21 protein-coding genes are annotated in these 19444 nt (G+C 30.7%); 7 read left to right on the top strand and 14 right to left on the bottom strand.

Annotated elements, in window-relative coordinates; genetic code table 11:
* Positions 1–161: 161 nt before the first annotated feature.
* The 12 genes from V1503_RS19035 to V1503_RS18980 form a co-directional block, all read right to left on the bottom strand.
* Positions 162–356 (bottom strand): hypothetical protein, encoded by a 195-nt coding sequence (locus V1503_RS19035; protein ID WP_410628722.1) that lies wholly within the window; start codon positions 354–356, stop codon positions 162–164.
* 297 nt (positions 357–653) lie between these two features.
* Positions 654–836, bottom strand: coding sequence for a hypothetical protein (locus V1503_RS19030; protein ID WP_410628721.1), 183 nt, complete (start codon positions 834–836; stop codon positions 654–656).
* Positions 837–1766: 930 nt separating this feature from the next.
* The gene (locus V1503_RS19025) at positions 1767–3557 is read right to left on the bottom strand and encodes an ATP-dependent helicase (RefSeq protein WP_410628720.1); all 1791 of its coding nucleotides are present in this window, start codon (positions 3555–3557) and stop codon (positions 1767–1769) included.
* Positions 3548–4171 (bottom strand): ORF6C domain-containing protein, encoded by a 624-nt coding sequence (locus V1503_RS19020; protein ID WP_410628719.1) that lies wholly within the window; start codon positions 4169–4171, stop codon positions 3548–3550. Before V1503_RS19020 ends, V1503_RS19025 begins: the two co-directional genes overlap by 10 nt.
* A gap of 1 nt (position 4172) precedes the next feature.
* Positions 4173–5237, bottom strand: coding sequence for a ParB N-terminal domain-containing protein (locus V1503_RS19015; RefSeq protein ID WP_410628718.1), 1065 nt, complete (start codon positions 5235–5237; stop codon positions 4173–4175).
* A 300-nt stretch (positions 5238–5537) separates the two neighbouring features.
* Positions 5538–6332, bottom strand: coding sequence for a hypothetical protein (locus tag V1503_RS19010; RefSeq protein WP_410628717.1), 795 nt, complete (start codon positions 6330–6332; stop codon positions 5538–5540).
* A gap of 253 nt (positions 6333–6585) precedes the next feature.
* A complete protein-coding gene (locus V1503_RS19005; RefSeq protein ID WP_410628716.1) occupies positions 6586–8859 on the bottom strand; it encodes an FtsK/SpoIIIE domain-containing protein in 2274 nt (757 codons plus the stop codon).
* 102 nt (positions 8860–8961) lie between these two features.
* Positions 8962–9099 (bottom strand): hypothetical protein, encoded by a 138-nt coding sequence (locus V1503_RS19000; RefSeq protein ID WP_410628715.1) that lies wholly within the window; start codon positions 9097–9099, stop codon positions 8962–8964.
* Between the two features lie 18 nt (positions 9100–9117).
* Entirely contained in the window at positions 9118–10221 is a 1104-nt protein-coding gene (locus V1503_RS18995) for a hypothetical protein (protein ID WP_410628714.1), read from the bottom strand.
* A gap of 41 nt (positions 10222–10262) precedes the next feature.
* Positions 10263–10769 (bottom strand): hypothetical protein, encoded by a 507-nt coding sequence (locus tag V1503_RS18990; RefSeq protein ID WP_410628713.1) that lies wholly within the window; start codon positions 10767–10769, stop codon positions 10263–10265.
* Between the two features lie 141 nt (positions 10770–10910).
* On the bottom strand, positions 10911–11048 hold the full coding sequence (locus V1503_RS18985) for a hypothetical protein (protein WP_410628712.1): 138 nt from the start codon (positions 11046–11048) through the stop codon (positions 10911–10913).
* 120 nt (positions 11049–11168) lie between these two features.
* Positions 11169–11612 (bottom strand): helix-turn-helix transcriptional regulator, encoded by a 444-nt coding sequence (locus V1503_RS18980; protein ID WP_410628711.1) that lies wholly within the window; start codon positions 11610–11612, stop codon positions 11169–11171.
* 167 nt (positions 11613–11779) lie between these two features.
* Here V1503_RS18980 and V1503_RS18975 point away from each other — a divergent pair, with 167 nt between their 5' ends.
* Positions 11780–11932: a hypothetical protein gene (locus tag V1503_RS18975; RefSeq protein ID WP_410628710.1), complete on the top strand. Its 153-nt coding sequence runs from the start codon at positions 11780–11782 to the stop codon at positions 11930–11932.
* 207 nt (positions 11933–12139) lie between these two features.
* Here the strand turns inward: V1503_RS18975 and V1503_RS18970 are convergent, their stop codons facing one another.
* Positions 12140–13255, bottom strand: coding sequence for an FtsZ/tubulin family protein (locus tag V1503_RS18970; protein WP_410628709.1), 1116 nt, complete (start codon positions 13253–13255; stop codon positions 12140–12142).
* Positions 13252–13539, bottom strand: coding sequence for a hypothetical protein (locus V1503_RS18965; protein ID WP_410628708.1), 288 nt, complete (start codon positions 13537–13539; stop codon positions 13252–13254). The genes V1503_RS18970 and V1503_RS18965 overlap by 4 nt, the downstream gene beginning before the upstream one ends.
* A gap of 229 nt (positions 13540–13768) precedes the next feature.
* On the opposite strand from V1503_RS18965, the gene V1503_RS18960 reads away from it, so the two are divergent.
* The 6 genes from V1503_RS18960 to V1503_RS18935 all read left to right on the top strand — a co-directional run bounded on the left by V1503_RS18960 (position 13769) and on the right by V1503_RS18935 (position 19365).
* Positions 13769–14002 carry a helix-turn-helix domain-containing protein gene (locus V1503_RS18960; RefSeq protein ID WP_410628707.1) on the top strand — a complete coding sequence of 78 codons (234 nt, stop codon included), beginning with the start codon at positions 13769–13771 and terminating at the stop codon, positions 14000–14002.
* Between the two features lie 140 nt (positions 14003–14142).
* Positions 14143–16734 carry a hypothetical protein gene (locus V1503_RS18955; RefSeq protein WP_410628706.1) on the top strand — a complete coding sequence of 864 codons (2592 nt, stop codon included), beginning with the start codon at positions 14143–14145 and terminating at the stop codon, positions 16732–16734.
* A gap of 271 nt (positions 16735–17005) precedes the next feature.
* Positions 17006–17164 (top strand): hypothetical protein, encoded by a 159-nt coding sequence (locus tag V1503_RS18950; protein WP_410628705.1) that lies wholly within the window; start codon positions 17006–17008, stop codon positions 17162–17164.
* A gap of 50 nt (positions 17165–17214) precedes the next feature.
* Positions 17215–17871: a PhoH family protein gene (locus V1503_RS18945; RefSeq protein WP_410628704.1), complete on the top strand. Its 657-nt coding sequence runs from the start codon at positions 17215–17217 to the stop codon at positions 17869–17871.
* Positions 17872–17905: 34 nt separating this feature from the next.
* Positions 17906–18100 (top strand): YonK family protein, encoded by a 195-nt coding sequence (locus V1503_RS18940; protein WP_410628703.1) that lies wholly within the window; start codon positions 17906–17908, stop codon positions 18098–18100.
* A gap of 14 nt (positions 18101–18114) precedes the next feature.
* Positions 18115–19365, top strand: a complete 1251-nt coding sequence (locus tag V1503_RS18935; protein WP_410628702.1) for a hypothetical protein — start codon at positions 18115–18117, stop codon at positions 19363–19365.
* Positions 19366–19444 lie beyond the last annotated feature (79 nt).

Here is a 19444-nt window from a genome sequence, read left to right as displayed (position 1 = left end):
CTAAAAGTGATATAGAAAATAAATACGAATAATATTCCGTCACTAATCCTATTCAATAATTGCATAATTTTACAAAGTGTGATATATATTAGAGAAAGGAGAAAGAGTAATTAGTGGTTACTCTTTCCTAAGAATACAATGAGCCTAGAACAATTTGACTATTACTCTTTTTTATCTATGTGAGTATTATCAATTTGTTCTTTTTTCTTTTCTTCTTGGCGTTTATTAAGCTTTTCGGTTATGTTTAGATATTTCTCTATGATGTTTTGAATACGTTCTATAATTACAAGTATTACAACTATACCGCCAAGATAGAAAAGAATTGATTCAGTCAATCCCCTAATATAGTCAATCACACTTTTACTCACCTCCTTATGTATTAGATAGTTATATTATACCATATATTAATAGATATTTATATGATTAATTTATATTAAATGGTAGAATTTTTAATATTTTTTACTTGCTAATGAGATTATGTTAATAGTGTAGCAATAAATATGAATTGCTGTTATAACAATGTTAACTAGCAATATTATTATAATTCTGTTATGCAGCTTTTCAGTATATTAAATTAAGAATAAGTTGATATTGATTTATTTAGAGTAATTTAAAAACGTCAATCCATGATGTAGATTGACGTAATAGTTCTATTATATGTATTTTTTAATATCAATTGTGTCCTCTAGGTCTACTAAGCGTGAATTCATTGCATCTTCTATTGATTCGTTTAATTCTTCTGTATCAAGTTGTAATTGTGATAAAGCTTGGATAAGATCGTTTTTAATTTGTTCTTGTGTTTCATTTGATAGCTGATTAACATACATAGTTTTCATTTTGATAACCACCTCTTAACTTATTTGTTAATACTATTATAACATTTAATATAAATTAAGTAAATATAATACGGTTTATTTTTATGTGATTTAGTAAGTTTTTTAACTTTTAGTGTGGAGTTTCTTTTACGTGACAATTATATAAATAATAATTTGGTGGAATAAAAGTGTATTTCTAGTAATAATAGAGTTTATAATACATTGACTAAAGGTTGACTGTTATTATACGACATTTTTTGTCATAATTTATTTTCATGGTTGTCGGCACATAAATTGTACTTATTGTAAGAATCCATGTGATAACATTACTATCCGTTTAACCTCACTGAAATAGTAATCAAGTATGATAAATCACTCTAGTTACGCATAAGGGATATTCTGCGTAACTTAAAAACCGTTGATTTAATAGGCTTTCTAGCATAGGGGGGATATTTTACATCTAAAAATACTAACAATTGTTCGTTAAAACCCTTAGCACTTCAATCTACACCACTATTAATTTTTACAGTTCTATATTATATATCTCTTACCAATTACCAATAATCCTCCAACAACCTCTCATCCACTAAAATTCTATCGTAAATCGTATCGAACAACCACGATAGAACCCTTGATACACCTGCATTTCTATCCATCTCACTTTCCACTAACTCCACTCACAACCTATCAAAATCCCCTCAAACCCTTATACATCAACACTTCTACGATAATTTTAACCTTTTACTCTCACAATCTCTCAATTTCACGCACTATAATCCTATCCAATCCCTGATAAATCAACATTTCTATCAATATCTTACTATATCACTATCACATCACACGACATTCGATCTATCGTACCCAAAGTAAAGTATATTTTCTCCAAAATAAATAGGCAGCTAATTCAGCTACCCTCACATTTTAACATCAATCATTTTATATTTAATTAATTCAAATTAAGTATTCTTTAACAAATTGATTATCTTCACCAATCTGACTTATGTGTAAATTTACAATAGGTCTTGTCACAGCAACATAAAACAATCTAGCTTCCTCAAGTAAGTCACTTCTTTCATGCGGAAACTTTTCATCCTCTATTCCAATAACAAATACATTTTTAAATTCCAATCCTTTACTTACATGAACGCTCATCAATTTCACACTATCTTTTCTAAACTTCCTCTTGCTATTTGTAGATGCGGTATAAGCATAAGAAATAAAGCTCTCTAGGTTATTACCTTTTACAAAAGTCTTAAGTACTTCAATTGAGTTTAACCTATCATCAATTTCCGCTTCATTTGTATATTTTTCTTTAACAAATTTTTCCAATTCAAAGCTTCTAACAACATTGTCAATTAACCTTACCAAACTAATATCTTTATCCTTTTGCAATCTCAACTTTGTAATGTTCCTTTCAAAGTCATTTGCGTTAGATTGTTGCCAATGTTCAGGGTATGCCATATTAATAACACTTTCAAATAATGACATATTATGCACACCAGAGTATTTTCTAATATTATCAATTAATTTTCCACTAAAAAACCTAAACGGATAATTTCTCAATTTAAAAATATTTTCCATCGCACTATCATCATGTGGATTATGAATCAATCTAAGGTATGACATGATACCTAAAATTTCTTTACGTTTAAAGAAACTACTTTTATCAGAAATCTCGTAGTCTATTCCCTTTCTTTTTAATTCATTTTCAACATAACTAGAGTGAGAGTTTTGTCTATAAAGAACGCAGATATCACTTAGTTTGTCTCCATTTTTTATTAATCTTTCAATGTGATTAACAACTTCATTACCCTCCGATTCTCTTTCATAATATGTTTTTATGTTAATATTTCCTTTATTACTTTCATTCGGTACTGAATCTGAGTAATGTTCATAATCGCCATAGTATTTTTTGATAAATTTATTGGCCTTATTAACAATATTTGCTTTTGATCGGTAATTTGTGTCTAGGTTAATTATCGTGGCATTTTTCCATTCCTTATCAAAGTTCATGCAGTATTCAGTATTACCACCTCTAAATGAGTAGATTGCCTGCCTATAATCAAACACACAGAAAATGTTACCAGATTTACAAAGTTGCTTTAGAAGTAGATTTTGAACAAGGTTTGAGTCTTGATGCTCATCTACTAATACATATTCATATGTATGCTTTTTTGGATTATCTTTTAATAGTTTATAGCACTCAATTAAATAATCTTCAAAATCATATCTATCTTCATCTTGCTTGAATTGCTCATAAGCTTTAAAAAATGTTCTTAATTCATTCTCATCATATTTACTATCTTTTTGTATGAAAGTATCTTGATAAGACTTTAAATAATTTTTCTGATAACCTATGAAGCCTTTTATTTCCTCAACATCTGCTTTAGGGTTTATTTTTTTAAAACAATTTTCAACCTCCCATTCTTTTATTAACTTCTTTGTATCGGCTACATCTAGTCCAACATCAGTCAATATTTTCCCACAAGTAGAATGGAATGTACCAACATTAACGTCAATGTACCCCATCTTTTTGAGTTTACCTTTTAGTTCATTTACTGTATTTCTTGTAAAGCTGATTGTAAGTATATCATTTTGATTTACATTATGTACTTCTATAAGGTTCTTAATTCTATTTAGTAGAACAGTAGACTTACCCGAACCTGCTCCTGCAATAACCGCACATGCCCCTTTATTAAAGTTTATTGCTTGTAATTGCTGATCGTTGAATTTTAATACCATATATTCTTACCTCCGTTACTCAATTTCAAAAACTTCTTTACCATTTTTAGTTTTTCTTCACTTAAATCATCATCTCCTTGATACTCTTCCAATCTTCTAAAAACTGCATTTTCGATATTTTGCTTATTGTTATACCATCTGTACACTACCTTTTTAGATTCATCGTAATCCTCAAGTTTAATCCTTGTATATGAATTAATTTCGAATTGATCATAAACCCTTTTGTAGCAACTATCTACAATTACTCTATGAAACAATTTATCTTTTAAACTGTTTTTCTTTCCTGTGTATTTTTTATAGCACAAGCTATTAATTAATTTTGTAAAAGCTTTTCTTTTACCATCATCAGTAGCAAGTACCAATGTTGCATCTTTCACTTCTTTTATTTCTTGGATTATTCTATTTTGGTTTTGTTCAACATCATTAAATTTATTTTCATTAGTGTTTAACTTTGCATTATGAAGTTCTTGAGTGGTTTCTATCATTTCTAATTTGTTTTCAATAAGGGCTACCCTACTTTGAAGTCTATTTATCTTAATATTCAGTGTAATTTGTGAAACAGATTCTAACTCAGCGTCTGTATATTTCTCTAATTCTCTTACATCAATAGCCATATTAAACAACCTCCATATCAATAATTTTTCTTGTGTTTGGTAAATATTTCTTCATCTCATTACACCAAGACTGCACAGTATCAATGATAGTTGTTAAATTTTCAATCACTATTTCATCATTTTGCATTTCCTGTAGTGCCTGGGAGTATTGAATTGGAGCTAATTTTTCTTTTATTAGGTGATCAATCTCTACAACTAGTCCTGAAATTGAAGTGGCAGCTTGAATTTGCCTGCCAACATCTTCTTTCTCCCGCATAAGAGTTTTAATTTGATTTTTTAACTGTGCGAATTCTTTGTTTTCTTGCTCAGTTAACTTCATCTTTTTTTCCAGAGCATTCTTTTCATTTAGCAAAAGATCGTATGATTTTTGTTTCGATTTTATTTGATTATTCAATATTTCAATAGATTTATAATCTGTTCTATCAACCTCTTTTTCTATTACTCTAGTTTGAATTTTTGGAGGTTTATTCTTTTCAATTTCTAATTCTTTTTCTATATCAGACAGCTTATTTTTTAGTTCGGTGTATGCTTTGTGAATTGAAATCTCTCCGTCATCTATTTTTTGAATTGTATCCAAGTCTGCATTTTCAGAAACATATTTTGCTTTTTCGAATTGTTTGCCTGAACCAAATCCACTTACTTCAGCTACAATATCCCTAGTTGCACCCGCAGCATGTGGAAAATTTTCCATAAGCTGTGGACTACATCCTCCACTAGACGTCGCTTGTCTCTTTTTCGCATTCTCTTTTTCAATTCTTTCCAACCTTCTAGCCCAATCTACTCTCTCACTAAACGTAAACTCCTTCCTATTCTCATTCTCACTAATCTCTAATTTCAATTGATGCTCATAGTCCTTAACACTCATCACCCTAACCTCTATTTGCTCATAACCTAAATGCTTGCAAGCTCTCAATCTCCTTTCACCTGCAATCAACTGATAATCAGGCGTAACTACTGGAGGATTGATTAATCCATTTTCTTTTATATCCTGTGCCAATTCTTCAATATTACCAAAATCTTTTCTAATTCTATCGTTTACATTAATTTCATTAACATTAATAAGCAACCTATTCATCCTTTCGATATTTTATTAAATTATTCATTATTAAATTCCCAGTTCCTTTAACATATTTCCTCTCCTCTCTCCAATTTATAATTTTAGGATAATACAAAATTCCTAATATGTAAATATATTAAATTAATTTACATTAAATTAATTGTATCAATTTCTCCCTCTCACCTTTTCTATTTTCTAAAAGGTTATCGTTTTAAGCTATTAAAGAATATATATATAATATTAATAACTAATTATTATAATATATATTATTTATTGTCTCAAAACGTTAACCTTTTAATTATTCTAATATCAGTAGGTAATTTCATATGTACGTGCTTCCTTCGTAACTTCATTTTTCTCAACTTTATATTTATCATTTTCTTCCCAATTTACCATTTCACTCTTCTTCAAACTATTTAAATATTTATCTACTGTATTTTTCGCCATTCCGATTTCTTCTGATATATTTTCGATAGATTTATTGTATCTACCGTTGAACCACTGACACTTACACTTAAAGTAAGCATACACATAGAATCCAGTTACACCTAAATTATCATTCTCCAAGCAAAATGAAAAAACATCAAAAGGAATACAGTGAGTGTTTTCAATTTCATAAAATGTACCATCCCACAATCCTTCTTCTTTACTTTCCTTTGTTCTCCATATTGCTTTGATTGGCAGTTTAACTTTAAAATTGTTTCCTCTATACTGATAGAAAGTTTTCCTTACTTCTTCATCCATGTCACTGATTAGTGTAAACTCAATATCTCCATCGTTATAATCCCAAGAAATTGGATAATTCGAATCTGTAAGTGTATACCCTATCTGATCAAGTAGGCCATTCTTTTTAATAATGTAATTAATCTTCTTATTATCTGGTGAATATCCTAACATTCGCTTGATTAACTTAGTATCAATTTTCATTTCTCCATACTTGGTATATCTAAATAGCCAACAAATCAAATAATAATAAGAGTATGTGAAGGCAATGTGATCGCATTTCTTGCCATGAAGCAATCTAAGATCCTCAAAGATTTCGTTGGGCATGTAAACTTTGTTTTGCTGGTAATTCCATTGCAGGGCTTCTTTTATATTATTCATTCTCACACTCCCCTTGTTTTTATCAAATTAATATTAACTTATTTTTTAATAATTAGTCAATTATAATATAAATTAATCTTATATTATAACACGTATGCTCTGTAACGTATTATAAGCCCCTTTATAGCCGTTTTACATTCATTGAATACAATTAGTCTATTAATCTATTTTCTCCTCTCTGAGACCCTTGTATGAAGTCTGAGAAGCACTATAAACTAAATTAATCATATACAAAGAAAGAGATGAAATTTCTTCACCCCTTCCCTTGTTGATCTCTCCACTTATTTAGTTCATTTTCATCGGCAACAATTACATAACTTTTCCCCTGTTTCTCTAGCCACCTCTCGTCCACTAACTCTCTTACTAGTTCATGTAGATTATTAATTCTAATTCCCATTGCTTTACGCAATTCGGTTATCCTAGTTTCACCAGTATTGGCAATTACCCTTTTCAGTTTATCAATTATTTTCTCTTCAACAGAGTCTACCACCTTAACATTCTCTACATGATTCTCTTTGTTATTATGAACTATAGACTTATAAACATTCTCTTCCTCCCCTTCATCAAGACTAATTACTGGTGCCTGAAACCGAATAAATTCTACATGCTGCCCTACATATTTAACTACTCCATCTCCAAATCCTAAGAGATTCTTAAACGGTATTCCCGTTCCAAATACAGTCTTATACTCATTTGAATTATCAAGTTTAAAGGAAATCCTAGAGGGTAGATTTGTTTTAATTACTCCAGACATTACTTCTTTATCTGGTCTTTGTGTAGCAATAATTAAATGTATACCAGCAGCTCTTGCCTTTTGTCCTAAACGTTCAATAAACGTTTCCACTTCAGGTTGGCTAATCCGTAAATCGTTATACTCATCAATGGCACAAACAATATAAGGTAGCTTATTCACGGACTTTTCGTTAAAAGATGTGATATTTTTACAATTGGCCAATGACAAAGTTTCATACCGTTTTTCCATTTCTTTTACTAAACTACTTAAAGTAATTATTGCTTCATTCATATCAGTAACTATACTTTCAATGTGTGATATTCCTTTATACTGAATAAATTCAACCTTCTTAGGATCTATAAGAAATATCCTTAATTCATTTGGATTTCGTAATAAAATCAATGTAATTAGTAAAGAATTGATAAACACACTTTTTCCACTATTGGTTGCACCAGATACTAAGAGGTGGGGGGCTTTTGTTAAACATTTATATACAGGTTGGTTATACATATCTATCCCACATACAAATGGCAAAGGGTTTTCTGAAGCATACCCTAAATATTGAGGATTCTCTAAAAGTGATTTTAAATAGATTATGTCTCTTTTTGAACATGGAATTAGAAATGTGATTGTGTTAGGCTGTTTACCCTGGACTATGTTAATTTCTGTTCCTAATACAGCTTGAATGTCTAGTTGTTTATTTTTAATCTCTGAATATATTACTCCACCTGGTATTTTAAAAGTCACACATTGGACTGTTGCACCTAAATCAATATCTACTATGTCTATTGATGAAGTTTTTGTTGCTCTCGACCTTTTTAATGCAGATGGAATTTCGTTGATTATAAATTCATCTAGTTTTCTATCTTTCGATTGTTCAAAAGGCAGTAAATCAATTAAGTTGTTGTATACAGTTTTGGTTCTTGTGCCTACCAGATCACTGATCATAGCCTTTGTTCCCTTACTAGCCTCACAACCAATTAGTGTAATCAATTCCTTTTCGCTGAAAAGACTCTCTTGTGACTCTAAAGAGAATGATCGGTTAACAATACTTTGGATGAGTGATTTCTTATTCTTGATTTTTTTTAGCTTTAATTCATTGAAATAATCAAATTCTTCTAGAAGTTCTTTTATTTCTGATTCAACGATTTCAAGTTTATCATTTTCATTTGAAAGTACTAATAATCTAATTTCTACTCTGTAACCCTCGTCAAGTATCTTATCTTCTATTGCCTGTATTTCACTTCTTTCAGATTTGAAATTAGTAATCTTATCAAGTACAGACAGCATCTTTGACTGGAATGATCTACTTAACTTCTTAATTGAAGGTAAGTCATTTCCTTTAAGGTATGCAGCGTATTGACTAATAAAAGTGTCTCTCCAATTATCACACCTTTTACTGAACAGTAATTGAATAAAAATACTTTGATTGTCCATAGAGAGAAATTTAATATCTTTAAAGATTGATAATACTCCTTCCTGATAAATTGGTAAAAATGCAGGTTTTGATTGTTGTATTACATAACAGAAAACATTAGATTCTTTTAATAACCAATCCCACTGTTTAATTTCAACTCTACCAGTTTCCAATCTCACAATGGATGGTGTAATAATATAACCCTCCACCTCTTTTCCAGTAGAAAATTGTTCATATCCAAAAACACCTTCTCCCAGATAAGGAGATGTGAGAAGAGATTGAATCAACGTCTCATCGATTCTATCTATTTTCTTAATGATAGCTGATGAATTTTTAACTGGAGTCTTATATAATTTTCTGGTTACTGAAGAAAACATGCTAATCGACTACTTTCAAGAACCTGTGGGTAATGACAAATAAAACAAAGGTATTAACAGCAACTACTGTAGTATTTAATAACACAATTACTTCTAACCCAGTCATTTTGCCATCTCCTTTTCTGCACCCAATAGTATTTTTCTCCCCTCTTTACTTAACCAAATTTTACTTCCAGAAATATGAGCTTTAATCATTTTATTTATTATTACCTTGAACTCATTTCCTTGATAATTTTTCATGTTGCACACTCCTTATTATTATTTCAAACCTTTAACATACCTTTGACCATGTTTCACTCTTAATTGCTTTATGCTTTGCTTTCTAGTCGCTGATTTATTTCTTATAAACTTTGCGGATCGTAGATTTTTTAAAGTAATAGTATCAGCTACTCCCTTAATCGTTTTAATCATATCTGTACCCATGTCTTCTATATCTTGGCCGTCATTCACTCTTGCTTTCACAAAATGTGGAGGATTTAACATTCTCCATAAACCTCCTGTGATAATTAGTAGCTTCATCAATAATCCTCCACCACTTGTGATAAATGAAGCTCCTAGAATAAATACAGTCATGACACAAATGTAGAATGCATAAATGAGTTGTACTTGAGATAGTTTCTTAAGGTTATACCACCATCTGTTGAAATGTTCTTTGTAATCATTAAATACCCATGCTGTAAGTGAAAGTGGGGATACAAGGAGCAGTGTAAGTATATCCCACCATCGTCTGCCATTCTGTAATAACACTGGAATTAATAGTGCTAGAACAACTACATCAAAAGCTATTAGAATAAAAATATCCTCAGCTTTTAATCCATCAAGGACACTTTGAAACATTCTGAAATCAGAAATTTGATGACTACCAACTTTACTAATAGTTTTAGTAATCAGGTTAATTAAGGCGAATGATTGTTCAAACAGGAATGGCGCTGAACCTGCTGCTATTAGAGAAATTGAAAAGCGCTTACTAATCTGCTTTAAGTCCATGTGTTTCTTTTTTACCATTCTTTTAATTCCTTCAAGCATCGTCAATATAATTACTAACACTATAGCAATCACTGAGAACTCAAAAGTAGCATTTTTCACATAAGAATTGTTAAATAAAAATAGTGGAGTTTGTAGTACAAACGTTGTCAATAGCTCATATGTTTTTGCGAGGATATTAATAGAGTATGTGGATATGTTTTCTGGTAGTTCATTAACCCATTTAATAGCTTTAGAGAGGAAGTCACCTATTTCCTTCCACTGGGATAAAAAATCTCCCCATGAATTATTAAGAAGTTTACTACTATTTTCAACTTTCCCTCTCTCCCAAAAAGTCTCTGCTTTTACACTATTTATAGTCAAAGAAAGAAAGCTCATCGAAGCAACTCCAAATGGTATCGCTATTTGCTTAATTAAGTTTAAAACGGTTTTACGAACCACTCGAAGTTTCCGAATAATAGTATCATTACCAATGTGATTGTTATTATTAGAACGGGTGCTAGAAGAACTTGAGTCAGTCCTTTTAAAATGTCTGTTGTCCACTCTGTTGCTTCTTTTCCTTTTCTTAGCATCCTGTATCCCCCTGCTAGTTGTGTAAGAAGAATTGCTAAGACAACTGATGCTGCTGTGCATATCCCTATAAGGTACATTCCTACTTTTGCTATGTCGGATGGCATGATGGTTGTCGGATTTCCCGTTGCTGCTAGCACTGGCCTTACGAGCATGAAAAGAAATCCTGATGTCGCTATTGTTGTTTGACATATTTGTTTGTATATTTTTTTCTTTCGTTTGTTTAACTTCACCACCTCCTTTTGTATATTTTTTATTAAAAAAGTGGAGCAAGTATCTGCTTTACTGTATGGAATATAATTAACCCCTTGCTCTGGCCTTTTCACGCAAAGATTCAATTTTATCACTTGATCCACCTCTAGATCGCCCCCTTTTCTTGTTGTGGATTTTTAAATCAAAGGTATTAAACCATTTAACCCCTAAAATTACACCTGTTGATACGGAACCTGCTGTGGCTAATTTTAGTACTAATATAGCAATACCAGATAGTGTGGGAGTCATTTGATGTCACCTACTTTATAATACTTGTTGCTTTTATTCTTAAGCTTTATTTGCTTAGGTTTTAACCTTTTGACAGTGTGTATTGTAGAAGATGTGACACAAACTGTCTGAATAACAATAAGAATAGTTAACATTCTGATTACCTCCTGTTGTGTTTTATAAAATATGCCTATTCAAAATGTATTTGATTGATGGATTGTACTATGACAAATTTTTATAAAGTTTGTGATTTTTGAACTCAAAAGGTATTATTTTTACTTTTCTTCTCGATAAAATAAGTCCTCTAATGGAATACAACCTAAAGCAAACCATATTCGGAGCAGATAATCAGCAGATGGTTGATTTCTATTGTTAACTATCATGCTTAAATTTGAACGATCGATACCTGTTAATTCACATAAATCAAGCTGTTTCATCTTTCTCTCCTTCAGAATATCTTTTATCCTGTTTTTTAGAACTAGTTTCTTTTCTCCTAAATTTTGATCCCCTTCGTAAATTATATCGTAATTTAGAGTTTCAATTTTTTCTATTTCTTGCACAGTAGCTCCTAGTATTAATTCTTCAATAGTTGCTGGGCTGTATTGATTCTCATCGTTCCATAGTTTGTGCCTCATATTAAGATAACCAACAATTTGTTCTAACTTATTATAAGTTGACTTTCTCATTTTTAAATTGATCTCAATAAACTCATCAGACATGTTTAACACTCCTCATAGTTGGAAATTATATTTGTAAAACCTTGCTAGGAGATGAATTATTTAATGGTACTTTTTAAAGAAAAGAAAGACGTTGATAAATATATTCAAACTCTCGTTGATAAAGGTAGAAAAGCCTAATAACAGGATACTGATACGGAGGTTATTATATGCTTGGTTTCGGATTTCATGATTATAATACACCGAAGTGGAAATTAGAATTGGATGCTTTGAGTGACGATCTAATTTATAAGACAGCGCTTTCAAAAGATAAGCTTGAAAAAGTACTACATGTACTCTATGAGCATAGGGTGATTAACTAACTGTTGTATTGATTTACAGGAAAGGTTTAATAAATATAATAAAAAATGGAGTTAGTTACCCATGTTTTAAACACACTAAAAACATGTTACCGATCCCTTGGGTAATTACCCATCTAGGGGTAACATTGTCGGTAATCAAATGGGTAATCATTCGGTTACACCTGGGTAATATTCGGGTAACTAACTTTTATTGTTTAATATAGTAAACTAACGATTATATTTTGCTAAAATTTCAGTAACTGAACGCTTAGGGACGGGTTCTTTTCTAACTTTCGAAGTGAAATCTTTGAAGTCGTTTTGTAGAGTATTAGAGTTGTCTTGTTGTAGGTGAATAACTGATTGTTTTTCCTCAATTAATTTACTTATCTCATTCAGACGAGCGTTAATCCAAGGTAAGCCACCCAAAATTGTATATACTGTACCATTTCTCTCTTGTTCTGTATAGTATCCTTCAAAAAGATCAACAGGTATTCCATTCTTAAAGACATTATATATTTTCTCTATTGGTAAATAGTCCATAAGTGCTTCTTGTCCATCATAAATCACACCAGCTCGTATAACTTGATTGTAGTCAATCGGTGAGAATATGTTCTTTTTCCATTGATATTGAATAGCATTAGTAACTCCTTCTGACGTTAAGTTTGTATCAGATATTTCAGCTATGTCGGATTTTGATAATATACAAATTCCTTTTGTACTAAAAATTTGCTTTAGATCTTTTCTATCTAATACTCCATATTTTGATGATTTTTTAGTGTAAGATACTATAGAAGATAACAAGTCAACGAACTGTGTATTAACCTTGTTGTATATTCTGTTTTTGGAAATGAGTTTGAAATTTTCTTTTGCTTGTTCATTATCAATAGGGATAATACACAAGTCTTGTGTATAAATCTCTTTGGTAGTATTCACAGTATTTATTTGATTAATTACTGCTTCTGACTTATCAGGTATAATTGGACAGGCAACAAATACTTTTTCGGGTAATTCGTTGGTTAACATTTCAAGAATTAACGGGCTGACTCCACTTCCTGAACCACCACCAGTAGAGAATATTACAAATACAACTTCTATTGATAGGGTAGAAATGCTCTGTCTAATGAATTCGATTGTAGATTCCCAGTTATCATTCATAAGTTTAATCGCATTTTCTCTAACTTTTCCAACACCTTCAGATCCAACTAATTTTAATTTCTTACTTACATGTTCTAATGATTTTAAATCCCTTTCAGAATAATTGATTGCTAACGCAGGGATGTTTTGCTTCGCAAACTCATCTGCCATATTACCTCCGGCCTGACCAACTCCAATTACACTTATCATTCAACAATTTCCCCTTTCAAAGATTCATTGATTGCTAGTTGACCATATTCGTTAATGTAAATGCGATGATCTTTGTTTCCTCCGACAATATTAATAAACCCATTAGCTTCTAATCTGATAAGCGTTTCTCTAAATTTTGCTTCTGATAAGTTACTAAGTCCCTTCAAGTCCCTTCTGGTTATTGCTTTAAAAACAACATTTGCTCCATTGTCGTGTAAAATACCTAAGATAGATATGTCTCGAAATGACATCTTCGAAATAATGTGATCAAAATATTCGTTCAATTTTATTCCTCCTTCAATTCAATATCTTTGAATAAAGTTAAAAATACACAAAGATATTTTAAAATTGTTAATGATATTAGAATAACTTGACTCCATTATATGTAATCGTTGATAAATTATACAATATAAATTGTATAATTTATCAACTAATATTACTTAATCATTCAACAAACAGTGGTATCATTGCGTTTTCTTCCTTTTTCATTCATACTAATTTTAGGTGATTAAAGTGAAGATTAAGGTTCGTAGTAAATTTGATGAATTTTTAGACAAACGTGGCATCAAAAAAGCATGGCTATGTGATCAAGTCGGTTGCGATAGAAGTCAATTGAGTCGTTGGTGTCAAAATGATAACAATGGTGTAGCAATTTCTACCCCTTCTGTTGGATACATATTAAAGATAAACAAAGTCCTAAACTGTAATTTGGAAGATTTATATGAGTTAATCAAGGAATCAGAATGAAGTTATTCTGATTTTTTTATATGACCAATTGTTTGGTTAATATTAATTAATTATATATAATATATATTAGTAGATTATTCGAGTTATTGTCTAAGGTCAGAATAGCCAACACTTCAATAATAAAAATAGGAGGTATGTTTTTGGTTGAAAATCTAAATAAACAAGTGTATTTATACTCATTAGACACTAGTGCTTTTTATAGTGATGAAGAATACAAAATACACAATAAAATGTTAAAGCTCTATAGAATTAGAAATTGTTTGAAGCTTGAAGAAAAGAAGCACCACAATGAAATATATAATATTTCAAATGAGTTAAGAGAAAAAGATACAAGATATAAAAAGTTATTAGAGACAAAACGAAAAGTAAATAAAAAGATTGGTAAGTATAAAGAAAAACTGACTAATGAAATTGACAAAAATAGAAAAATTCGTAATTTAAGAGATGATTCCTTAAAAGAAAATAAAATTATTGGAATGTTTGATTCTGCGTTAACAAGGACTATTGGAATGAAAGTAAATGAAGTGTCCAATAGCTTGTTTGTAGTTAGAGTTTATTACTATCAGATTTTACAAAGCTTAATAGATAATGGTTTCATGCATAATGGAGAAAAATACATATACTTTTCCTCTTCAGCTGGACAAATTAGAACCAAAAAAGCTGTTTTCATTAAAGAGGCTTTATGGAATGTAAATGAAGGATCATTGACTTGTGGACTATCTTTGGAAGAAATCAATGAAAAAGGTGGCTGCAATATTAATAAGCTGCTTGCATACAAAGCTCTGACTGCTTCCGCTTCAATAGAATGGAAGGATTTCAAGATAGATAGAGCTATTGTTGTCCCTGACTTAGAGACAAACGTCAATGCAATGTTTGATTATTTTGATAGGAATACATATGAAGTAGCTCCCAAAAATATGAGTGTTCCAATTGAGCATACTGATGGATGTGGGATGATACTTCCTGAAAAAAGTAAAAGATCATTCATGGTTAGACTTCCATATGTCAAAGGATTATTAGTTCCATTCTCATTTGACAAGTTTGCAAAAGAATTTAATAGTACAAAAGTAAAAGATATTTACAATAAGGAATGGGATATAATTGAAGATCAAATTCAAGTAATTTTTACTGCTTCTCAATTTAAGATGAAAAAATTTTATGATAATTGGAGTGACTACAAGAAAAGGTTTAAAGAAAATAAGTGTCAAGCAGTGAAACTAAACGAAGAAGATATTGGTGAGAATGCCACTTTAAATTATCAGATGCTGCAAACAATTACTGATGCCACCTCACAAGAATTGAACGAATTAGCGAAATTAACTATCGATGATATTAGTAACTTAGGAACTGATAAAGAAGTCATGTTAAGAGTACTTGGAGCAACAGAAGCCAACCAAAAGAAGAACTATTACCAACAAGCATTACTTATGTATCCAGAAATGCTGAATGATGAACATTCTAAAAAAATAATAAAAGATAAAAAGAAGGCTTTAGTTAAAGATGCAAGATCAGCAAAACTCAGGATTAATGGAAAATACACATATATAGTGCCCGATTTATATGCCTTTTGTGAGAGATTATTTTTGAACAAAGAAAAACCAACAGGACTCTTAAGAAATGGTGAAGTGTGCTGTACTATCTACGATAAAGGTAAGTTAGATATTTTGAGAAGTCCACACTTATATAAAGAACATTGTATAAGAGAAAATATACATAGTGATACGATCAATAAATGGTTTATTACTAAAGGAATTTATACAAGCATACATGATCCTATTTCTCGAATTTTACAGTTTGATAATGATGGGGATAAAGCTTTAGTTGTTCAAGACGATATACTCATTCGAATGGCTGAGCGAAACATGAAAGATATTTTACCTTTATTTTATGAAATGGAATCCGCAAAAGCAGAATTAATTTCAAAAGATAAGGTATATAGTAGCTTGCTTCTTGCATTTAAAGCCAATATTGGTGAAGTAAGTAACAACATAACCAAAATATTTAATAGTAAGAATCCTGATATAAGAGTTGTCAAATGGCTGACTGCTGAAAATAATTACATAATTGATTTCGCCAAGTCACTTTATATGCCTAAAAGACCAGAGTGGGCTAATAAAGTTATAAAAAAGTCAATTGCTAGTAAAGTACCATACTTCTTCATTGATGCTAAAGATAAACATACTAAGAGTGTTGAACCTCTCAATAACAGTACAGTAAATAAACTAAGAAAAATAATTCCAAATAAAAGAGTAAATTTCAGGGAAGTCGCAGGAGATTTTAATTATAAGAATCTTATGAGTGAAGAAGTCAAATATACTAATAAGAAAATAGTTGATGAATACAGACGACTAGATCGATACAAGAAGTTTATTATTAGAGAAGTCGGGATAAAAAACAGAAATGAAGGACTTTTATATGTGTATAAGCATATAAGAAAAGAGTTAAAAAAGATTGAGCAAAACGAGGAGAAAATAGTAAATATTTTGGTACATGAATTATATGCAAAAGTAAAGTCTCCCTATAAGACAACACTATGGAGTTGTTATGGAGATATTCTACTAGCAAACCTTCGAGGGAATCTAAAAAATATGAAACAATGTGTAAGGTGTGGAAGTAGATTTGAAATTGTTAATAGTCAATCAAAGTATTGCGAGGATTGTAGCATTGAAATAAAGAGGGAAAAAATTAGAGAGCGTGTCAGAAAATATCGTAAAAAACATGTAACGCTTTGAACACTTCATAAACCATTGATATTTTAATAGATTGAATGAATTTCAACTTATTAGAATTGCTATAAACAGCTTAACAGTAGGGTTTTCCGTATCTTATTTATAATAATCATTAAAGGAAGAAAAAGCTCAAGTACAAGTTAAAAAGTTATTATCTCTCCCCCACTTTGAAAACTAGTTTAAATACAAGATAAATAAAATATGTCTCAATATAATATTAGATAAATACAGTATATATAAATTAAGTTTATGTAAAAGGAGTGGTGAATGTGTCATGAAAACTAAACAATGCATCAACCAAGAACTAGACTATGAACTAGAAATGTATTTTAGTAAAGAATATCTCGACAGATACAAAGAATTATATGCCTATTTTGACCACTCAGGTGTGTTACAATACAGGGTAAATAAGTACTTTATTGAGGAAGATTGAATTTTTAATATAAATTAAGTTTATAAATATATTTTTAAGGAGGATTTCTAATGCCACTCCCTAAAGACAATTTGTTCTTTGGATATTCGGATAAGCTAACAAATGAACAAAAAGAGTATGTCGATTCAATTATTGATAATCAATTAACAATCGTCAATGCAAAGGCCGGTACGGGGAAAACAACTCTAGCAGTTATGGCAGCAAAATTTCTACAGAGAGAATTAGTTTATATCTTCAGCCCTGTACAAGAACAAGTGTTAGGATTTACTCCTGGTACTGTCGAGAAAAAAGAGGCAAAGTACATTGTTCCAATTATAGATGCTCTGTTAGAAATGAATGAGGATCCTGAACGTAGTGTAGTGACTGAAGAAAATATCGACAACGTGAAAAATGGGAACGCTTGGGTTCAAGCTATATCTCACACTTTTGCTAGAGGAACTAATATTAAAGGTAATAAACTTGTAATTTTAGATGAGACACAAAACTTTACTCGTGGCGAATTGAAAAAAGTTCTAACGAGAATACATAATGATGTAAAAGTTGTAATGATCGGACATGATGGACAATGTGATTTGAAAGATCCAAAAAAGAGTGGATTTATCCCCTACTTGAAGCATTTTAAAAATGAACCATATGCAAAGATCCGTAATTTAACTGTAAATTTTAGAGGAAAGTTAGCACAACATGCAGACGAATTGAAATGGTAAATTTAATTTTGAAATAACAAGGGGGAATTTAGATATGGCTAAAATAACAAATTCGGTTGCATTCAAGGGCGACTACTCATATTTAGATATGGAAATAACAGAAACCTCTAAAGAGTCGATTGATACATATGATTTAAAGGAATTTTTAAAACGTTTCGATGGAAAATTCATATCAATTACAATACAAGAAGAAACTACTCCAGAGCCTAAAGAGCATGAAGGCGAATAGGAGGAGATTATTTCTTGCTAACTAGAAAAGAAGGAGAAACCCAATTTCAATATAAAGTACGATTAATATCAATGAAGATTGACAGATTAATAGATATTAGCTGGGAGGATATAAAAGATTTACTTGGTGAAGATTGCTCCCCATGTCACTTACGGAAAACGGCATACGGAATTTATGAGTATCATAGTCAGATAGGTAATAAAAATATAGATACTACTGAAGATAATATTGATGAGCCACAACTTAATTACAAAGACACAACGGAAATCTTAGCTAACGGTTCTCATAAATCTGACAAACTAGTTAGAATGACTGCTGAACAATCTAAGGATGTTAATTATCTCCTTAAAGCTCATGGCTTTGACAAAGCTACTTGGGAACTTGTAAATGCCAAAAATAATATATGGAACGTATACAGTAAACAAGATGGCGCACAAACCTTATATTCGAGTAAAATCACTGTCAAACCTAAAACAGCAGATTTTGATATTGAAAAATTGATTGAGCTAATAAGTGAAAACGTTAAGCAAATTACTATTAAAAAGAGTACTGATAATGCTACACACTCCAAATTATTAGAAATACCATTGTATGATATGCACTTTGGTGTATCAAATCTTGAATACTATCAACACCATCTACAAGAGATAGTATCAAAAATACATAATCATCCATGGGAGAAAATTTTATTTGTAATTGGTCAAGACTTACTACATAACGACAATTTTAAAGGCCAGACAGCAAATGGCACTATAATTGAAAAAGTTGACATGGTTAAAGCTTTTGATGAAGCATTACAGTTTTACACTACACTGATAACCGAGGCAATTAAAAATTCTAATGATGTTGAGTGTATCTATGTAAAAGGTAATCACGATGAATCAATCTCATACGGGTTATTCAGAACTCTACAAGCCACATTCCCTCAGGTACAATTTGATGGCAGCTTAAAGCAACGTGTCGGATTTACATGGGAAAAAGTATTTATTGGTCTGAGTCATGGTGATAAAGGTGCTAATAGAATCATCGAGAATTTCATGACTGATTATGGAAAATTAATTGCCAATGCAGATGTGAAGGAAATTCATTTAGGGCACCTACATAGCGAAAAATCAAAAGACAAATTTGGCATTACTCAGAGAACTCTTTCCACAGCCAATAAGACGGATGGCTGGCATGATGACAATGGATTTATTGGTGCAAATAAACGTTTTCAGTTGTTTGAATACTCGCCAAATAGCTTAGATACTATTTATTACATATAAAATTTATTCCAATAACAGGAAAGATCATTTATTATCATCACCTCCTTTCTGGGAGGTGTAATTAATCGTAGATTTGGGC

The organism is Nanhaiella sioensis, from assembly GCF_046557775.1.
Lineage (GTDB): Bacteria > Bacillota > Bacilli > Bacillales > SM2101 > Nanhaiella > Nanhaiella sioensis.
Note: the sequence above shows the minus strand (reverse complement) of the source record. Positions and strands in the feature narration are given on the sequence as shown.